The organism is Streptomyces sp. NPDC047886, from assembly GCF_043204435.1.
Classification (GTDB): Bacteria; Actinomycetota; Actinomycetes; order Streptomycetales; family Streptomycetaceae; genus Streptomyces.
In genome coordinates this window covers 980,341-998,915 of record NZ_JBIDCF010000002.1, presented here as the reverse complement: position 1 = coordinate 998,915, position 18,575 = coordinate 980,341, and the positions used below count along the sequence as shown (strand labels likewise).

Annotated in this window: 14 protein-coding genes; 10 read left to right on the top strand and 4 right to left on the bottom strand. The window is 72.6% G+C overall.

All coding sequences use genetic code 11. The annotated features are described in order from the left end of the window. The first annotated feature begins 8 nt into the window (after positions 1-8). From ACGF5U_RS10185 to ACGF5U_RS10175, 3 genes are all read left to right on the top strand, one after another. Positions 9-1,463 (top strand): serine/threonine-protein kinase, encoded by a 1,455-nt coding sequence (locus tag ACGF5U_RS10185; RefSeq protein ID WP_392712004.1) that lies wholly within the window; start codon positions 9-11, stop codon positions 1,461-1,463. 357 nt (positions 1,464-1,820) lie between these two features. Next, the gene (locus tag ACGF5U_RS10180; RefSeq protein WP_392712006.1) at positions 1,821-3,470 is read left to right on the top strand and encodes a succinic semialdehyde dehydrogenase; all 1,650 of its coding nucleotides are present in this window, start codon (positions 1,821-1,823) and stop codon (positions 3,468-3,470) included. Between the two features lie 38 nt (positions 3,471-3,508). Continuing rightward, positions 3,509-5,428, top strand: coding sequence for a GMC oxidoreductase (locus ACGF5U_RS10175; protein ID WP_392712008.1), 1,920 nt, complete (start codon positions 3,509-3,511; stop codon positions 5,426-5,428). 184 nt (positions 5,429-5,612) lie between these two features. On the opposite strand, the gene ACGF5U_RS10170 is transcribed toward ACGF5U_RS10175, so the two are convergent. Beyond that, the gene (locus ACGF5U_RS10170; RefSeq protein ID WP_392712009.1) at positions 5,613-6,713 is read right to left on the bottom strand and encodes a hypothetical protein; all 1,101 of its coding nucleotides are present in this window, start codon (positions 6,711-6,713) and stop codon (positions 5,613-5,615) included. 713 nt (positions 6,714-7,426) lie between these two features. Further along, a complete protein-coding gene (locus ACGF5U_RS10165; RefSeq protein ID WP_392712011.1) occupies positions 7,427-7,795 on the bottom strand; it encodes a chorismate mutase in 369 nt (122 codons plus the stop codon). A 325-nt stretch (positions 7,796-8,120) separates the two neighbouring features. Here ACGF5U_RS10165 and guaA point away from each other — a divergent pair, with 325 nt between their 5' ends. The 3 genes from guaA to ACGF5U_RS10150 all read left to right on the top strand — a co-directional run bounded on the left by guaA (position 8,121) and on the right by ACGF5U_RS10150 (position 11,315). After that, complete coding sequence (gene guaA / locus ACGF5U_RS10160) at positions 8,121-9,707, top strand: glutamine-hydrolyzing GMP synthase (RefSeq protein ID WP_392712012.1); 1,587 nt, start codon at positions 8,121-8,123, stop codon at positions 9,705-9,707. A gap of 190 nt (positions 9,708-9,897) precedes the next feature. After that, on the top strand, positions 9,898-10,659 hold the full coding sequence (locus tag ACGF5U_RS10155) for a class II aldolase/adducin family protein (protein WP_392712014.1): 762 nt from the start codon (positions 9,898-9,900) through the stop codon (positions 10,657-10,659). A gap of 116 nt (positions 10,660-10,775) precedes the next feature. Then, positions 10,776-11,315: a DoxX family membrane protein gene (locus ACGF5U_RS10150; protein ID WP_392712016.1), complete on the top strand. Its 540-nt coding sequence runs from the start codon at positions 10,776-10,778 to the stop codon at positions 11,313-11,315. 156 nt (positions 11,316-11,471) lie between these two features. Here the strand turns inward: ACGF5U_RS10150 and ACGF5U_RS10145 are convergent, their stop codons facing one another. Further along, on the bottom strand, positions 11,472-12,806 hold the full coding sequence (locus tag ACGF5U_RS10145; protein WP_392712018.1) for a PspC domain-containing protein: 1,335 nt from the start codon (positions 12,804-12,806) through the stop codon (positions 11,472-11,474). A 208-nt stretch (positions 12,807-13,014) separates the two neighbouring features. Here ACGF5U_RS10145 and ACGF5U_RS10140 point away from each other — a divergent pair, with 208 nt between their 5' ends. The 3 genes from ACGF5U_RS10140 (at position 13,015) to ACGF5U_RS10130 (ending at position 16,415) form a co-directional block, all read left to right on the top strand. Next, positions 13,015-14,304: a PspC domain-containing protein gene (locus ACGF5U_RS10140; RefSeq protein ID WP_392712019.1), complete on the top strand. Its 1,290-nt coding sequence runs from the start codon at positions 13,015-13,017 to the stop codon at positions 14,302-14,304. Beyond that, positions 14,301-14,981 carry a LuxR C-terminal-related transcriptional regulator gene (locus ACGF5U_RS10135; protein WP_392712020.1) on the top strand — a complete coding sequence of 227 codons (681 nt, stop codon included), beginning with the start codon at positions 14,301-14,303 and terminating at the stop codon, positions 14,979-14,981. Before ACGF5U_RS10140 ends, ACGF5U_RS10135 begins: the two co-directional genes overlap by 4 nt. Before the next feature lie 126 nt (positions 14,982-15,107). Continuing rightward, on the top strand, positions 15,108-16,415 hold the full coding sequence (locus ACGF5U_RS10130; RefSeq protein ID WP_392712022.1) for an alpha/beta hydrolase: 1,308 nt from the start codon (positions 15,108-15,110) through the stop codon (positions 16,413-16,415). Between the two features lie 182 nt (positions 16,416-16,597). Here the strand turns inward: ACGF5U_RS10130 and ACGF5U_RS10125 are convergent, their stop codons facing one another. Continuing rightward, the gene (locus ACGF5U_RS10125) at positions 16,598-17,674 is read right to left on the bottom strand and encodes an NlpC/P60 family protein (RefSeq protein ID WP_392712023.1); all 1,077 of its coding nucleotides are present in this window, start codon (positions 17,672-17,674) and stop codon (positions 16,598-16,600) included. Positions 17,675-18,017: 343 nt separating this feature from the next. On the opposite strand from ACGF5U_RS10125, the gene ACGF5U_RS10120 reads away from it, so the two are divergent. Continuing rightward, positions 18,018-18,371, top strand: coding sequence for a hypothetical protein (locus tag ACGF5U_RS10120; protein WP_392712025.1), 354 nt, complete (start codon positions 18,018-18,020; stop codon positions 18,369-18,371). Positions 18,372-18,575 lie beyond the last annotated feature (204 nt).

Sequence of the window (18,575 nt, the reverse complement as noted above, 5' to 3'; positions counted from 1 at the left end):
AGATGGCCGTGTCGGTCGGAGCGGACAGACCGGGGGAACAGCGGCGGATCATCGGCCGTTACCGGCTGGAGTCCCGGCTCGGCCGGGGCGGCATGGGGACGGTGTGGCGGGCGTACGACGAACTCCTCGGCCGCCGGGTCGCGGTCAAGGAGCTCCATGTCGACACCGGCGACGCCGGAGCGGCCATCGGATCGACCCTGCGCGAGGCGCGGGCCATCGCCCAGGTGCACAACCCGCACGTGGTCTGCGTCCATGACGTCGTCGAGGAGGACGGCGTCCCGTACATCGTCATGGAGCTGGTCGAGGGCGCCTCGCTCGCGGAACGCCTCGCCGTCGGCGGACCCTTCGCCCCCGCCGATGCCGCGCGCATCGGGCTCGCGCTGCTCCGCGCGCTGCGGGCCGCGCACGAACTCGGCGTGCTGCACCGGGATCTGAAGCCCGCCAACGTCCTCGTCGAGGACGGCACGGGGCGTGTCGTCCTCACCGACTTCGGGATCGCCCAGCTGGCCGGGTCCACGACGATCACCGAGACGGGCATGTTCGTGGGCTCTCCCGAGTACACCGCTCCCGAGCGGATGCAGGGCGCCAACGCCGGACCCAAGTCCGACCTGTGGTCGCTGGGCGCGCTGCTGTGCACGGTGCTGACCGGGCGGTCGCCGTTCCACCGGGACTCGCTCGGCGGCGTCCTGCACGCCGTCGTGGAGGGCGAGATCAGACCGCCCGTGGAGGCCGGGCCACTGCTCCCGGTCGTACGCGGGCTGTTGCAGCGCGACCCGGCGCGCCGGATCGACGCGGTGGAGGCGGAGCGGCTGCTGCGGGCGGCGGTGGCGGCACCCACGACGCACGCGTACGCCACGGCGGACGCCCCACCCGGCGCCGCGCACCCCGCGACGGGCCGCACAGGCCGGGCCGGACGTCCCCAGACCGGGCGGGCGGGGCCCGGACGCCTCGGCAAGGGCCGCGCGAAGAACGCCGCTCCCGCCGACGCGGTGCCCGACGGGTGGGCACCGCCCGGCGGCGTACCGGCCGGGGCAGACGCGGCGGCCGGTGCGGTGGTCGTCGGCGGGCCGGGCGGCGTGGCGGCTGCCGCACCGGAGGACGCCGTCCCACTCGTGGGCGGCGCTCGGGGCGGCCGGGGCATGGCCATCGGCGCGGGCACGGGCGCGGGGACGGTGGCGCCGCGGCACCGGGGGCGCGGCTGCCTGCTCGCCGCCGCGCTCGTCGTGGTCCTCGCGGCGGCGGGCCTGGCGGCCGTACTGCTCCTGCGCGGTGGCGGAGACGACGACGGCCGCCCCTCGGCGCCGACGGCGACAGCCACGGCCACGGCCACGGCGACAGCCACGGCCACGGCCACGGCCACGGCCACGGCGACCGCCACGGCGACAGCCACGGCCACGGCCACGGCGACCGAGACCGCCACCACCACGGCGACCGCCACGGTGACGACCACACCGCCACGCTGAACGCCCTCGACGCCCCCACCGCACAGTCCCCGGCACTCTCCCCGCCCCCTATGGCCCCTCAGCCCCCCATGGCCCCTCAGCCCCCCATGTAGCCCCTCAGCCCCCAAGCCCCCAAACCCTCTCCGCCCCCACAGCCCCCCACAGCCCCCCACGGTCCCCCACGGTCCCCCACAGCCACCCACAGCCCTCCGCGCTCGCCGCAGAACCCGGCCCAGCCGGAGTCCCGGCTCCGTCACACCGCGACAACGCGCTGATCAGGGCTTATTTGCCAGTGAACGCTGGCGTGATGTGAGCGCCCGGTGAAAAGCTGTTACCGACGGGTACCCAAAGCGTCCGCGCCCGCATACCCTCGCCCCCATGACGGACTCGCAGGCCACCGCCACCGCCACCGCATCCTCGTCGTCGTCCTCCCCCTCGCATACCGGGACGAATCCGGTCGCCCCCAGCCCCGCCGGTGTGCGCACCGCGGCGGATGTCGTGACGCCCGAAGTGGTCGCCCAGCTGACCCGGGGTGTCGTGGGCTCCGGCCGGACCGCGAACCACACGCCCTTCACCGGGGACCGGCTCGCGGAGCTGCCCGAGGCCACGCCCGATGACGTCGCCGAGGCGTTCGCCCGGGCCCGTGCCGTCCAGCCCGCGTGGGCCGCGCTGCCCGTCCGTCAGCGCGCCGCCGTACTGCTGCGCTTCCACGACCTCGTACTGGAGCGCCAGGCCGAGGTCCTCGACCTGATCCAGTTGGAGACCGGCAAGGCGCGGCTGCACGCCCACGAGGAGGTCCAGGCCGTCGCCATCGCCGCCCGCCACTACGGGCGGCGCGCCGCCGCGTACCTGAGGCCGAAGCGGCACACCGGTGCCGTACCGACCCTCACCAAGGTGACCGAACTGCGTCAGCCGCGTGGTGTCGTCGGACAGATCGCCCCCTGGAACTACCCCCTCGAACTGTCCGTCGGGGATGCCCTGCCCGCCTTCGTCGCGGGCAACGCGGTCGTCATGAAGCCCGACACGGAGACCGCGCTGACCGCCCTGTGGGCCCGCGACCTGCTCATCGAGGCGGGACTGCCCGCCGCCGTCTTCCAGGTGGTGCTGGGCGACGGTCCGGTGGTCGGCCCCGAGGTCGTCAGGCACGCCGACTACGTCTCCTTCACCGGCTCCACCCGGACCGGCCGTGAGGTCGCCCGGGGCGCGGCGGACCGGCTCGTCGGCGTCTCCCTCGAACTGGGCGGCAAGAACGCCATGCTGGTCCTGCGCGACGCCGACGTGGAGAAGGCCGCGGCCGGTGCCGTACGCGCCTGCTTCTCCTCCGCCGGACAGCTCTGCATCTCCATCGAGCGGCTGTACGTGCACGAGTCGATCGCCGACGCGTTCCTGGAGCGCTTCGCGGCCCGTACGAAGGCGATGCGGCTCGGCAACGCGCTCGCCTACGGGGCCGACATGGGCTCCCTCGTCGGCGAACGGCAGCTGGAGACGGTCACCCGGCACGTGGAGGACGCGGTCGCCAAGGGCGCCCGGCTCGTCGCGGGTGGCGTCGCGCGCCCCGACATCGGCCCGCTCTTCTACGAGCCGACCATCCTCGACGGCGTCGAGGAGCCGATGGCCGTGTGCGCCGAGGAGACCTTCGGGCCGGTCGTCTCCGTCTACCGCTTCACCGACGAGGACGAGGCGGTCGAGCGCGCCAACGCCACCGCGTACGGGCTCAACGCCAGCGTCTGGACCAAGGACGGCCGCCGGGGCCACGCCGTCGCCGCGCGGCTGCGCAGCGGCACGGTGAACATCAACGAGGGCTATGCCTCGGCGTACGGCAGTGTCCAGTCCCCGATGGGCGGTATGAAGGACTCGGGCCTCGGCCGCCGGCACGGCTCCGAGGGCATCCTCAAGTACACCGAGGCCCAGACGGTCGCCCATCAGCGGCTGATGCCACTGGCCCCGTCGTTCGGGATGGACGACGAGAAGTACGCGGCGTTCATGAGCGCCAGCCTGAAGGCGATGAAGGTGCTGCGTCTGCGCTGAGCGCGCCCGTTTCCCACCGTTTCGGTACGAGGAGAGCCATGTCCCAGGTACCCCCTGCCCAAAACCAGGAAGCCGCCGCGTCCGGCACCGCGCACGACGACACCGCGCAGGACGGCACCGCGCACGACGACTCGGCCCCGGCCGACTCGGTCGGCTCGACCGACGCGGTCTCCGATGACGCGGTCCTCGACGACACGGCCTTCGACTACGACGTCATCGTCGTCGGCTCCGGCTTCGGCGGCTCCGTCTCGGCCCTCCGCCTCACCGAGAAGGGGTACCGCGTCGGCGTGCTGGAGGCGGGCCGCCGCTTCACCCGCGCCACGCTGCCGAAGAACTCCTGGGACCTGCGCAACTACCTGTGGGCCCCGGCCCTCGGCCTGTACGGCCTGCAGCGCGTCCATCTGCTCGGCAACGTGATGGTGCTGGCGGGCGCGGGTGTCGGCGGCGGCTCCCTCAACTACGCCAACACCCTGTACGTACCGCCCGCGCCGTTCTTCCAGGACAAGCAGTGGGCGTCCATCACCGACTGGCAGGCCGAACTCGCCCCGTACTACGACCAGGCCAAGCGCATGCTGGGCGTACGCCTCAACCCGACCATGACCCCGTCGGACGTCCACCTCAAGGCGACCGCGCAGGCCATGGGCGTCGGCGACACCTTCCACCTCGCCCCCGTGGGTGTCTTCTTCGGCGACGGCAAGGACGCGGACGGAGCGTCGAAGGCGCCCCCCGGCGACCAGGTCCCCGACCCGTACTTCGGCGGTGCCGGCCCGTCCCGGCGCGCCTGCACCGAGTGCGGCGAGTGCATGACGGGCTGCCGCCACGGCGCGAAGAACACCCTCACCGAGAACTACCTGCACCTCGCCGAGAAGGCCGGCGCCGTCATCCACCCCATGACGACGGTCACGGGCATCACCGACGACCCGGACGGCGGCCACGTCGTCACGACCGTGCCCACGCACCGTCGCCGCAAGGCCACCCCGCGCCCGCTGCGCGCCCGGTACGTCGTCGTCGCGGCCGGTACGTACGGCACCCAGACCCTGCTGCACCGGATGAAGGACGAGGGAAGCCTCCCGCGTGTCTCGGCCCGGCTCGGCGAGCTCACCCGTACCAACTCCGAGGCCCTGGTCGGCTCCCAGACCACCGACCGCCGCTACCGCAAGCGCCACGGTGCCGACCGGGCCGACTTCACTCGGGGCGTGGCCATCACCTCGTCCATCCACCCCGACGCGAACACCCACATCGAACCCGTCCGCTACGGCAAGGGTTCCAACGCGATGGGCTCGCTGTCGATCCTCCAGGTGCCGTACGGCGAGCGGCGCGTCGCGGCCTGGCTCGGCAACGTCGCCCGCCACCCGGTCCTCGCTCTGCGGTCGCTGTCCAACCGCCGCTGGTCGGAGCGGACCATCATCGGCCTGGTCATGCAGTCCCTGGACAACTCGCTGACGACCTACCGCAAGCGAGCCGGTATCGGAAAAGGCCTGCTGACCGCCCGGCAGGGGCACGGCGCCCCGAACCCGAAGCAGATCGCGGAGGCCACCCGGGCCGCGACCCTCATGGCCGAGGAGATCAACGGTTTCGCGGGCTCCAACGTCGGCGAACTCATGGGCACCCCGCTCACCGCCCACTTCCTGGGCGGCTGCGTGATCGGCGCCAGCGCCGACGACGGGGTCATCGACCCGTACCACCGGCTCTACGGCCACCCGGGCATCTCGGTCGTGGACGGCGCCGCCGTCTCCGCGAACCTCGGCGTGAACCCGTCCCTCACCATCACCGCCCAGGCGGAGCGGGCCATGTCGTTCTGGCCGAACAAGGGCGAACGGGACCCGCGCCCCGCGCAGGGCGAGCCGTACGCCCGTCTCGCCCCGGTCGAGCCGAAGTCGCCGACCGTCCCGGCGGACGCGTTCGGCGCGCTGAGGCTGCCGTTCCTGGGCATGCCCGCGATGCCACCGAAGAGCTGAAGCGGGGAAGGCCCCTGGTGGGGAAGCCACCCGGGGGAGTCACCCGGCGGGGAAGCCACCCGGGGGAGTCACCCGGTGGGAAGCACCCGGGGGATTCACCAGGTGGGGAAGAAGAGGGAGAAATGACAAGAGAGGCGCTGCACCCCCCTCCGAGTGCAGCGCCTCCCCGGCTTGGGAGCGGCCGTTACGCGACGGCACCGCCGCTGCGGCGCTTCAGCGCGAAGACCACACCGGCACCCGCGACGATGGCGATGCCACCCGCGATACCGATGGTCGGCAGCATGGAGGACGAACCGGTCTCAGCGAGGTTGCCGGTGACCGGGAGCTCCTTCACACCGCCCTGCGGCTTGGTGCCGGGGCCCGACTTGCCCGGCTTCTCGTCGCCCGGCTTCGCCTCGCCCGGGTTGTCGTTCGAGCTGCCCGGCTTGAGGACGACGAAGTCGACGTAGGCGCCCGCGTTCTCCGCGATGCACTCCTTGCCGTCGACGTCACCGATGTAGCCGCCGCTGCCGAACGAGTAGCTGTCACCGGCCGGAGCGTTCTTGGCGACGTTCAGGCGCAGGTCGATCTTCACGAAGTCCTGGGACTTCATGGTGTCGACGCCCCAGAAGTAGTCGCCGGCCCACTCCTCGTCGCCGATCGGCGCCCACTCGTTGGTGCCGGGCACCTTGAACTCGAGCTTGACGTACTGGCTGAGCCACTTGGACTCGTCGATCTCGTCGTTCTCGACCTCGGCGTAGAAGGCGACCTCCTTGAGGTCGGTCTTCGACTTGTTGGTGATGGTGAGGTTGAAGTTCTTCCAGCCACTGCCGGCGACGATCTTGCCGGGCAGGCCGGTGAGCTTGACGTCGAGGGCCTTCTCCTCGAACTTCTCGTCGAGGTCCTCGCAGTACGGGAGCTCGTCCTTGCCCTCGTCCTTGCCCGTTCCACCGGTGGCGGGCGTGGTGTCGCCGCCCGGCTTCGGGGTGTCGCCCTCGGCGGGCTTGGTGTCGTCGGTCTTCGGCGTCTCGCCGGTCGACGTGGTGGTGTCGTCGGTCTTCGGCGTCTCGCCGGTCGACGTGTTCGTGTCGTCCGTCTTCGGCGTCTCGCCGGTGGACGTGTCGGTGTCGTCGCCCGGCCCGGTGGGCGCGTTCGGGTCGGTCGTGTCGCCCGACTCGCCGGTGGTCCCGGAGGACGTCGCGGCGGTGGTGCCGTCCGTCGCGTACGCGGCCGGAGCCGCGAGGAAGGCGGCGGGGGCGATGACGGCGGTCGCGGCGGCGACGGCCATGGCACGGCGAAGCTTCATGCAAGACCTCGTGGTCATGGGTGCCACCGGTCGGGTGGCACGTGTACGGAGTGGGGTTCGGCCGATAGCCGTGACGAGTCACAGGCGTGGCCGTAGTTCCGCATGCATGACCTGCGGCGAGAGCGATTGGTTGCACGGAAACTCACACAGAATTTATGTGGCCTGTGTCACATGCCGGTGGTCATATGCGCGGCCCCGAGGCGGCGGTGTGGGGCGGCGGAGGGATGGCACGGGGAACGGGGCGGGGGGCGGGGCGGAGAAACGGGGCAGGCCGACCGTTGACATGGCCAAGGGCCCCGCGGCGTGTCCGCAGGGCCCTTGGGCGTCGGCACCGGGAGTCAGGGCGGCGGTGCCGGGGTGCGGCGCCGGGGGTCGCGCCGCGAGCGAGTGGGGTCGCGTCGTGCTGGACGGTCACGTGCCCGCGACCGATGGGGACCGACCTGATGGGGACCGGACCTGATGGGGACCGGACCTGATGCGGTCGGTTCCGGGCGTCCCCGGAACCGACCGCCTTGGGTGACCGGGCTGCTGTCCCCTGCCGTCCGGTCACGCACGCCGGGACGAGGTCCCACGGCGCACCTGCGGTGCGCCACACGCCCCGGCGGAGCCACGCGTGGTTTCTTCGGGCCCGCGCCTGGCTGACACGGACAACGGGACCAACGAAGCGCGGCCGGAAGCGGTCACGCGCCGTACGGGTGAGACCGTCCCCGAACTCAGATGCGGCCCCGGCACAGCTCCAGCACCGTCATCGCCAGCGCGGTGCCCGGCTTGCCGAGCGCGTCCCTGTAGTGGGCGAGGACCTCCATCTCACGCGCCAGGTTCACCCGGCGGCCCCCGGACGTGATCCGGGCGTCCTGGATGACGGCCGAGACGGCCATGCGTTCCTGGATGAGGCCGATGATCCGGTCGTCGAGCGCGTCGATCCGCTCACGCGCGCCGGTGATCACGTGCGCCGCGTCACCGGTGCGCGCGCCGGTCTTCTCGATCTGCTCGGTCTTCTCGGTCTGCTGGGGCTGCTTCGTCGGGTCGGTCGGCTGGGTCTGCTGGGTCTGCTGGGTCGGCCGGGTGGCGGTCATGGCCATGGGGGCTCCTGTTCGGATGATCCGCTGACACCCCGCGACGACATGGTCCCGGAAACGGCACAGGCGCCCCGGGCCTTGTCGGCCCGGGGCGCCTGGGAAGTCGCTTGTCAGTAGCTCAAGCAGCACGACCATGGCAGCCGGACGGGCCGGTGCCATAGGTAAAGAAGAAGGTCAGGTGCTTGCGCATGCGAGCAGTATGGCCTCCCGTGCGGTGAAAGAGCCAGCGCGACCGTCATGGGTTCGGATGGTGAGACGAACCGACAGTCGGCCGCGCCGGTAGAATCGACAAATACCGACCCCCTCCCACCGCCGGAAGGCCGCCGTAGTGTCATCAGCGCCCCCCGCTGCCGCGTCGCCCGACGTCGTCCTCGTCGTCGACTTCGGCGCGCAGTACGCCCAGCTCATCGCCCGCCGCGTCCGTGAGGCCCGGGTCTACAGCGAGATCGTCCCGTCCACCATGCCGGTGGCCGAGATGCTGGCCAAGAACCCCAGGGCGATCATCCTGTCCGGCGGTCCGTCCTCCGTGTACGAGGAGGGCGCTCCGCGTCTCGACCGTGAGATCTTCGAGGCCGGCGTCCCCGTCTTCGGCATGTGCTACGGCTTCCAGCTGATGGCCGTGACCCTGGGCGGCACCGTCGACAACACCGGCGCCCGGGAGTACGGGCGTACGCCGCTGCACGTCAGCAGGCCGGGCTCCACCCTGTTCGAGGGCACCCCCGTCGAGCAGTCGGTGTGGATGTCCCACGGCGACGCCTGTTCCGCCGCGCCGGAGGGCTTCGCCGTCAGCGCGTCCACGGACGTCGTACCGGTCGCCGCGTTCGAGAACGACGAGAAGAAGCTGTACGGCGTGCAGTACCACCCCGAGGTGATGCACTCCACGCACGGCCAGCAGATCCTGGAGCACTTCCTCTACCGGGGCGCCGGTATCGAGCCGTCCTGGACGACGGGCAACGTCATCGACGAGCAGGTCGCGGCGATCCGCGAGCAGGTCGGCAGCAGGCGGGCCATCTGCGGCCTGTCCGGCGGCGTCGACTCCGCCGTGGCCGCCGCGCTCGTCCAGAAGGCCATCGGCTCCCAGCTGACCTGTGTGTACGTGGATCACGGTCTGATGCGGAAGGGCGAGACCGAGCAGGTCGAGAAGGACTTCGTCGCCGCGACCGGGGTCCAGCTCAAGGTGGTCGACGCGCAGGATCGCTTCCTGAAGGCGCTCGCCGGGGTCAGCGACCCGGAGGAGAAGCGCAAGATCATCGGGCGTGAGTTCATCCGCGTCTTCGAGCAGGCGCAGGCCGAGATCATCGCCGAGGCGCCGGGCGACCAGCCCGTCGAGTTCCTCGTCCAGGGCACCCTCTACCCGGACGTGGTCGAGTCCGGCGGCGGTACCGGCACGGCCAACATCAAGTCCCACCACAACGTGGGCGGCCTGCCCGAGGACCTCGAGTTCAAGCTCATCGAGCCGCTGCGCAAGCTGTTCAAGGACGAGGTCCGGATGGTCGGCCAGGAGCTCGGCCTGCCGGACGAGATCGTCCAGCGGCAGCCGTTCCCGGGCCCCGGCCTCGGCATCCGTATCGTCGGCGAGGTCACCCAGGACCGCCTCGACCTGCTGCGCGACGCCGACGCCATCGCCCGTGAGGAACTCACCGCGGCCGGCCTCGACCGCGAGATCTGGCAGTGCCCGGTGGTCCTCCTCGCCGACGTCCGCTCGGTGGGCGTGCAGGGCGACGGCCGGACCTACGGCCACCCGATCGTGCTGCGCCCGGTCTCGTCCGAGGACGCGATGACCGCGGACTGGACGCGGATGCCGTACGAGGTGCTGGCGCGGATCTCGACGCGGATCACCAACGAGGTGAAGGACGTCAACCGTGTCGTCCTCGACGTCACGAGCAAGCCGCCGGGCACCATCGAGTGGGAGTGACCCCCCGCCGGCGCGATGCCCAGGCGATCCCCGCAGATGGCGAGTGATCGCCGGGCGTCCGTCGCCCGCGTGAGCCCGGCGTGACTCCAGCCTGACGAAGAGCCGCCGTCCACCCCTGGTGGGCGGCGGCTCCTTCGTACTCGCGCCGTGCTCCTGGCCACTTGCGACGACCGGCGCTACCTTCCGCGCCATGAGCGACGAAGGACCGCACCTCGCCATGCCGCCCGCCTTCGGCTCGGCCGGCGACGAACGGGCGCACCGCAGGGAACGGCTCGCGGGCGCCCTGCGCCTCCTCGCCCGCCTCGGATACGAGGACGGGGTCTCCGCCCTGGTCACCGCACGGGACCCGGAGCGGCCCGACCACTGCTGGGCCAACCCCTTCGGAGCGCCGCTCGCCGGGACGGCCCCGGGGGACCTCGTCCTGGTCGACGGCGACGGCCGGGTGGCCGACGGCGGCGCGCCCGTCAACCAGGCGGCGTTCGCCGTGCACGCCGCCGTGCACCGGGCACGCCCCGACGTCGTCGCCGTCGCGCACGCCCACACCCTGTACGGCAGGGCCCTGGCCGCCCTCGGTGAACCGATCGAACCGCTCACCCAGGAGGCCTGCGCGTTCTACGAGGACCATGCCGTACTCGACGCGTACACCGGCGTCTCGGTCGACGCGGCCGAGGCCCGGCGCATCGCGGTCGCGCTCGGCGGCCGCAAGGCGCTGGTCCTGCGGAACCACGGCCTGCTGACCGTCGGCACATCCGTCGACGCCGCGACCTGGTGGCTCATCCAGCTGGAACGGTGCAGCCAGGTGCAGCTGACCGCCCGCGCGGCCGGGAAACCGGTGCCGATCGGCCACCGCGAGGCCCTCGCCACCCGCGCCCGGCTCGGCGGCGACCTCGCCGCGTGGCTCAACTACCAGCCCCTGTGGCGCCGGTTCGGCGCGCCCGCACCCGGCAGCTGACGAGCGCGAACCCGCACGGACACGGGCTGAACCCGGGTCGTGTCCCGCCCGTATCCCAGGGCGGGGCCGCCGGGGACAATCGGATCCAGGGGGCGGCGCGTGGAGAGGCGGAGGCCATGGGGCACACGTACCGGTCGGCGGTGGCGTACGGCGAAGGCGACAGGGCCGGTGAAGACGGCGCGCGGCGAGGCGGACGGCGGGAGCGCGCCGCCCGGTACGCACTGCTGCCGCTGCGTGTCTTCCTCGGAGTCACCTTCGTGTACGCCGGGCTCGACAAGCTGACCGACGCCCGCTTCCTGGCCGGGTCCGGCACAGGTTCCGTGGGCGAGCTCATGCGGGCCGTACGGGACGGTTCCGCCGTGCCGTGGCTCGTCGACCTGGCGCTGCGCAACCCGGAGGGGTTCGGGTACGCGATCGCTGTCGGCGAGCTGGCCGTCGGCATCGGCACGCTCCTCGGCCTGCTCGCCCGGCTCGCCGCGGCCGGCGGCGCACTGATCTCGCTGAGCCTGTGGCTCACCGTGAGCTGGCAGACCGACCCGTACTACTACGGCAACGACCTCGCCTATCTCATGGCCTGGCTGCCGTTGGTACTGGCCGGGGCGTCGGTGCTGTCCGTCGACGCGGCCCTCGCCGCTCGGCGGCGCCGTATTCGGTAGACCGACCAGGTGGTCAGAGCCGCGAGGCTCAGCCCGCCGAAGAGCAACGGCGGCATCAGGTACCAGGGGGCGTGCCAGGTGCCGAGGGCGTCACCTCCGTAGAGCACGGCGATGCCGAGACCCGTGAGGCCCGCGATCAGCCGGCCCGGCCGGAACTCATGGAGCAGCACGGGTCACCTCCAGTACCCCGACCGCCATCTGCAGGTCGAGTTCCAGCGTGCCCGCCGGGGTCACGCCCTTCGGGGGCGCGATCGTACGGGTGGCCTCGCGGGCCGGCGAGACGTCCACGTCTCCCTGCTTCGGAGGCGGGTCGTTCGGCAGCAGAAGGTCGCCCAGGCCCACGCGGGCGGTCACCCTCACCGTGACGCCTGCGGGTACGACGACCCTCAGACGGCCGGCGCCGACCTCGGCGGACGTCCGCACCGTCTCGCCCTCCGGCACGCTCAGCCGACGCAGGTTCAGCGTGGCGTCGCCGGTGCCCAGCTCGTACCGGGGCCGGACGTCCGCGACGGACGCGGGTATCCACTCGGCGTGCCGGAAGTCCGTACCGATCTGCGGCGGCACCAGCGACGCGAGGCCCAGCAGCAGCGCCGTGACCACCGTCATGAAGATCGTGCCGAACCTGGTCCTGCCCAGGAACGAGGCGACCACCAGGCCCAGCCCGAACACCCCGAGCGCGCACGCCAGCCCGATCTGCAGGCAGACACCCAGGGGGTGCGACTCCCAGGCTGCGGCCGTGCCGACCCCGCCCGCGATCAGCGCGAGCAGCAGGACGAGCCCGCCGATGGACTTCGGGCCCGGCGCCGGGGCGGCCGCGGGCCGGGCGGGCCGGGGCGGCTGCCCCCATGCGGCGTGCGGCGGCAGCGCCGCTCCCTCCTCCGCGTCGTCCGGGCCCCACAGATAGCCGATGGCCACAGGCCCGGTCGTACCGTCCTTGACGATGGGATCCCGCCACCAGGACGGCGCGCCCGGCGGCGGCGGGGCCTTGGTCTCGGGCGGCGCCTCGGCCACGGCCTGCGCCACCGCCTGCGCGGCCGCCCGTTCCAGCGGTGTCTCCGGCCCCGCGGCGAGCCGGCGGCGCTGCGACCACACCGCCGCACCGCTCACGGCGAGGAGCAGCAGCACCGAGAACGTGATCGTGCCGGGGTTGCCCCCCAGCATCGACAGGAACAGGCCGCAGCCGACCAGGGCCATCAGCACGGCGATCAGCGAGGCGCCGTCCACCCGCCCCGACAGCAGCCGCCGACCCTCGTTCTCCTCCTCGCCGTCGGCCGTGATCAGCAGCCAGGCGAAGCCGTAGAAGATCAGACCTATGCCACCCGCCACGGCGAGCACACCCGTGGCCACCCGGAAGATCGCCGGGTCGAGGTCGAAGTGCCGGCCGAGACCGCCGCACACCCCCGCGACCACCTTCTGCCGCTGCGTGCGCCGCAGCGGCGGGTGGGGCGGGGAGGCGGGAGCCCCCGGCGGAGCGGGCGTCGTGCTGGTCATGCGTCCATGGTGACGGTCTGTGCGCCGCCGCGGCACCCGCGGCGACCCTGGCCGATCCCTGATATTGCCCGGCGCGCCCCTGAGACGCGGACCGCCGACCACAAGCCCCGACCCGGCCGCCGACCCCCGGTGTCCCCGCGGCCGTCTCAGGGTCGGTTGGGGGACGGACCCTGATGTCCCGGCGCGCCGCGCATGTGACGATCTCTTCATGCCGTCCGCCGCCGCCCTGCTGCCCGACACCGACGACCCACCCGTGCGCAAGCTCTACCGCAGCGCCGACGGGCGGATGCTCGGCGGTGTCGCACGGGGCCTCGCCGGACACCTCGGACTGCCCGTCATATGGGTGCGCTGCGCGTTCGTCGCGCTGCTCCTGGCCGACGGCCGGCTCGGCATGCTGCTCTACGCGGCGTTCTGGCTCGCCGTGCCGCTCGGGGTCGGCGGCCGCACCACCGAGCCGCGCTCCCTGTTCGAGACCACAGCCGACGGCCGGCGCCGGCTGCGCAAGCCCGACAAGGGGCAGACCGTCGCCCTGGTCGCGCTGCTGGCCGGCGGGGCCGTCTTCGTCAGCAACGTCGAACTGGGCGGTGAGGCGGGCCGCTACATCTGGCCGACCCTCCTCATCGGCGTCGGTGTCGTCCTTGTGTGGCGGCAGGTCGACAACGCCCGCCGCGCCCGCTGGACCGAGTCCGGCCGCCGCAAACGCCTCTTCCAGATCGCCCGAGGAGTGGCCGGCGCCGCCCTCGTCGGCATGGGGCTCACGGTCTTCCTGGTCGTGCGCGGCTCGGTCGCGCAGCTCGGCACGGCGCTCACCGCGTCGATGGCCGTCCTGGCCGGGATCGCCCTGCTCGCCGGGCCGTGGCTGGTCCGCATGTCGCAGGACCTGTCGGAGGAGCGGACCATGCGGATCCGCGCCCAGGAGCGTGCCGAGGTCGCCGCCCATGTCCACGACTCCGTCCTGCACACGCTGACCCTGATCCAGCGGAACGCGGACGACGCCGGCGAGGTCCGCCGCCTCGCCCGCGCCCAGGAGCGGGAGCTGCGCAACTGGCTGTACCGGCCGGACGGCATGGGCAGGGCCGAGGGAGAGGGCGAGGACGAGGGGCCGGAGAGCCTCGGCGACGCGGTCAGGAAGGCCGCCGCCGAGGTCGAGGACAAGCACGGCGTGCCCCTGGAGGTCGTGGTCGTCGGCGACTGCCCGCTGGACGAGAAGCTGGCCGCGCAGCTCCAGGCCGCGCGCGAGGCGATGGTCAACGCCGCCAAGTACGGTGGCGGGGGCGGACCGGTACAGGTGTACGCGGAGGTCGAGGGGCGTACGGTCTTCGTGTCCGTACGGGACCGGGGGCCGGGCTTCGACCCGGACGCGGTCCCCGCCGACCGGATGGGCGTACGAGAATCGATCATCGGTCGGATGCAGCGCAACGGCGGTACGGCGCGGGTGCGGTCGGCGCCGGGCGAGGGCACCGAGGTGGAGCTCGAAATGGAGAGGGCGGACGGATGACCGAGGAGACGACGAGCGGACGGCGCGTACGGGTGGTGCTCGTCGACGACCACCGTATGTTCCGCACCGGAGTCCAGGCCGAGATCGGCCGCACCGAGACCACGGGCGTGGAGGTCGTGGGGGAGGCCGCCGACGTGGACCAGGCGGTCACCGTGATCCACGCGACCCGCCCCGAAGTGGTGCTCCTCGATGTGCATCTGCCGGGCGGCGGCGGGGTCGAGGTGCTGCGCCGCTGCGCTCCGCTGATGACCGGCGACGAGCCGGTGCGCTTCCTCGCGTTGTCGGTCTCCGACGCCGCCGAGGACGTCATCGGGGTCATCCGGGGCGGCGCCAGGGGCTATGTCACCAAGACGATCACGGGCACCGACCTGGTGGACTCGATCTTCCGGGTGCAGGACGGCGACGCCGTGTTCTCGCCCCGGCTCGCCGGGTTCGTGCTGGACGCGTTCGCGTCGACGGACGCGCCGCCCGTCGACGAGGACATGGACCGGCTCACCCAGCGCGAGCGGGAGGTGCTGCGGCTGATCGCGCGCGGGTACGCGTACAAGGAGATCGCCAAGCAGCTGTTCATCTCGGTGAAGACGGTCGAGTCGCACGTCTCGGCGGTGCTGCGCAAGCTCCAGCTCTCCAACCGGCACGAACTCACCCGCTGGGCGACGGCCCGCCGCCTCGTCTGACCCCCGTTCGGCGCCCTCGGCGGGCCGGGTGGCCGTCGGCGGACACGGGATCGACGGGTATGTGTGAGGCAACCGGTACATAACCGTGGCAACCCGGACGGCTAACGGCCCCTCCTACCTTCCGTGATGAGCCTGACGGGTACTCCCTTCCTCGTGACCGCGGTGGCGCTGGCCGTGATGGCGGTCGTGCTGCCGCTCGCGCTGTGGAGCAGACTGCGCGGACCTGCCCTCGTCCGGGGCGCCGTGCGGCTGGGCATGGTGGCCTTCGCGCAGATCACGGCGCTTCTGGTGGTTTTCGTCGCCGTGAACAACGCGAACAACCTGTACGACAGCTGGGGCGATCTCCTGGGTACCAGCGACCATGTGGACACCGCGATCGACCTCGGCCCGGACGGCACGGGCGGCAAGCGGGTCTCCGACCTGCCGAAGGTCCGGCAGACGTTCACGCCCGTGGACGAGCCCGGCATGGGCAGCGGCGTGCGTCGCACCGATCTGAAGGGCCGCGTCTCCGGCGTGAACGCGGAGGTGTACGTATGGCTGCCGCCGCAGTACGACGACCCCGCCTACCGGACCCACACGTTTCCCGTCGTCCAGGTGCTGTCGGGCTACCCCGGCTCTCCGAAGTCCTGGTTCGGCAGCCTCCACGCGAACCAGCAGCTGGAGCCGCTGATGCGCAGCGGCAAGGTCGCGCCGTTCATCCTGGTCGCTCCCCGCACCACCCTGCTCGGAGACGCCGACACCGGCTGCGCCAACGTGCCCGGCCGGGTCAACGCCGAGACATGGCTGAGCATCGACGTACGGCGGATGGTCATCGACAACTTCCGGGTCTCCGACAAGGCGGACGGCTGGTCGGTCGTCGGCTACTCGGCGGGCGCGCACTGCGCCGCCAAGCTGGCGCTCGCGCACCCCGACCGGTACCGGTACGCGGTCAGCATGTCCGGTTACAACGACCCGGCGAGCGAGCGGACCTCGCTCACCGCGCAGGATCCGGCGCTTCGGCACGCCAACAACCCGCTGAACATCCTGAAGGAGGCCGCGACCCCGCCGCGGGTCACGATGCTGTTCACCGGGGACGTGAACGACGGTTACCAGCAGGGCATCGACCTGCGGCGGGCGGCGAAGGCACCGACACGGATCGATGTACAGCGGGTCGAGGGCGGGCACCGCATCACCACCTGGCTGCGGGAGGTCCCGTCCGTCTTCGGCTGGCTGACCCGGCAGACCCAGGGCGTCGCCGACGGCACGCAGGGCGGGAACCCGGGCGCGGGATCCCCACAGGGCGAGAACCCGCCACAGGGCGAGAACCGGCCGGGGGGCGAGAACCGGCCGGAGGGCGAGAAGTGGCCGGGGGGCGAGAACCTTCCGGAGGGCCGGAACCCGTCACAGGGCCAGAGCTCCGCCCCGGGGCAGGGCACCCTCTTCGGCGCCCCCTGACAAGCACCGCACCCAGCGGCATCCCGGCGGGCACCCCCGGCCGCACCCCGAGCCCCCCGGGCCGCACCCCCCGGGAGACCCCTGGCCGCACCCCCGAGGGGCCCCTGGCGACCCCCGGGCCGCACGCCCGGGAGACCCCCTGGCGGCACCCCGAGAACACCATGCGCATCGCCCGACACCCGTCAGGCGACGCGGGTGGCGCCCGCCCAGGGCATCTCGTCGAGGGGCGCGATCCGTACCGTCGAGCCGGTGCGCGGTGCGTGGATCATCTGGCCACCGCCGATGTAGATCCCGACATGGCTGAGACCCGAGTAGAAGAAGACCAGGTCGCCGGGGGCGAGTTCGGAGCGTGACACGCGCCGCCCGGCGTTGATCTGCGTGTAGGTCGTACGGGGCAGCGCCACTCCGGCGGAGCGCCAGGCGGCCTGCGTGAGCCCCGAGCAGTCGAAGGACGACGGGCCGGTGGCGCCCCAGACGTACGGCTTGCCGATGGCTCCGTACGCGTACGCGACGGCCTGTGCGGCGCGCGGGTTCGGGGCCTGGACGGAGCCGCGCGGCTCGGAGGCCCGATCGGCGCGGGTGTCGGAGCCCGTGCGCCCGGTGGTGTCCTCGCCGTGGCTGTGCGCACTCTCCTGGTACCGGGCGCGCTCGGCGGCCGTGAGCCGCGCGAGCAGTTTCTCGGCGGCGGCCAGGTTGCCCTGGATGGTGGACTTCTGCCGGCTCAGCTCGGCCTGGTGGCCGCGCAGTTCGCGGACGCGGTCGCCCGACTCGGTGCGCAGCCTGTTGATCTCCGCGAGCTGGCCGGTGATGCCGGCGATGGTGTCGGCCTGCCGGTCGCCGATCCGTTCGGCGAGCGCCGCGCCGCTCAGGTAGGTGTCCGGGTCGGAGGAGAAGGCCAGCTGGAGGGCCGGGTCGAGGCCGCCTGCCCGGTACTGGGCGGTGGCCATCGCGCCGAGCGCGTTGCGCGTGGTGTTGAGCCGGTCGGTCCTGCGGGCGGCCTCGTCGCGCAGGGCGTCCAGGGAGGCGCGGGCCTGGTCGGCCTTCTCCTTGGCGCCGTTGTACTTCTCGGTCGCCACCTCGGCGTCGTGGTACAGCTGGTCCACCTTGGCCTTGACCTGGGCCGGGGTGAGTCGGGGTTCGGCGTGTCCGGAGCCTTCGAAGGCGGTGGCGGTCGCCGCCCCGGCGAGCGCGAGTGTGGCGGCGGTGCGGCCGGCCTGGCCGCTGAGCGGGCGCTGCCTGGGCTTGCGGTGCGCTGCCACGACGGCGGTCACTTCCCTTCGTACGGGGCGATCGGTGCGGCGCCTGCCGGGGTGCTGAGCGAAACTGCTGAGCTGGCTGCTGAGCGGGGCTGCTGAGCGGAGTCGCTGAGCGTGTGGGGGTGTGTGGTGGGAGTGCGGGGACGCCTGGGGGAGGACGCTAGGCCCGGCGGTCGCGGCGGAGCGGGCCGGTGACCGCAATTGGCCGCAGGTGAGGGATCGGGATCGCGTTCCTCTGCGGACGGGAACGCTGGAATCTTGCATTCCGGATCAGCTGTGACCGATGTGGCGAAAGAGGCGGACCTGGCCGACGGCCGGTGCTATGGCCCCGGTTAGGCTCCGCCCCATGGACGTACTCATCAATGTCTTCGTCGCGCTGCACATCATCGGCATCGCCTCCCTCCTGGGCGGCTTCCTGACCCAGATGAAGGCGATGGGCGCGGGCACGGCGCGCATGGTCCCGGCGATGCTGCACGGCGCCCTGACGATGCTGGTCACCGGCGTGGTCCTGGTCGGCCTCAACCAGGCCGAGGGCGCGACCGTGAACAACATCAAGATCGGCGTCAAGCTCGCCGTGCTCGTGGTGATCCTCGGCCTGGTCTATGTGAAGCGGGACGACGAGCACGTCGACAAGGCCGTCTTCGGCGCGGTGGGCGGCCTCACGATGGCCAACATCTTCATCGCCACGCTCTGGACCTGATCCACCCGGTGGCCAGGCCCGAGCCCGCTGGCCAGGCCGGCCCGGGCGGCCAGGCCGCGCCCGCTGGCCAGGCCGTGCCCGGTGCATAAGCCCGAGCCCCGGGTGGTCGGGCCGGAAGTCGGCTCGGTGGTCAGGCCGGCGGTCAGCCCGGCCCGAGCCCGGCCCGAGCCCGGCGGTCAGGCTGACGTCAGGCCGACGTCAGGC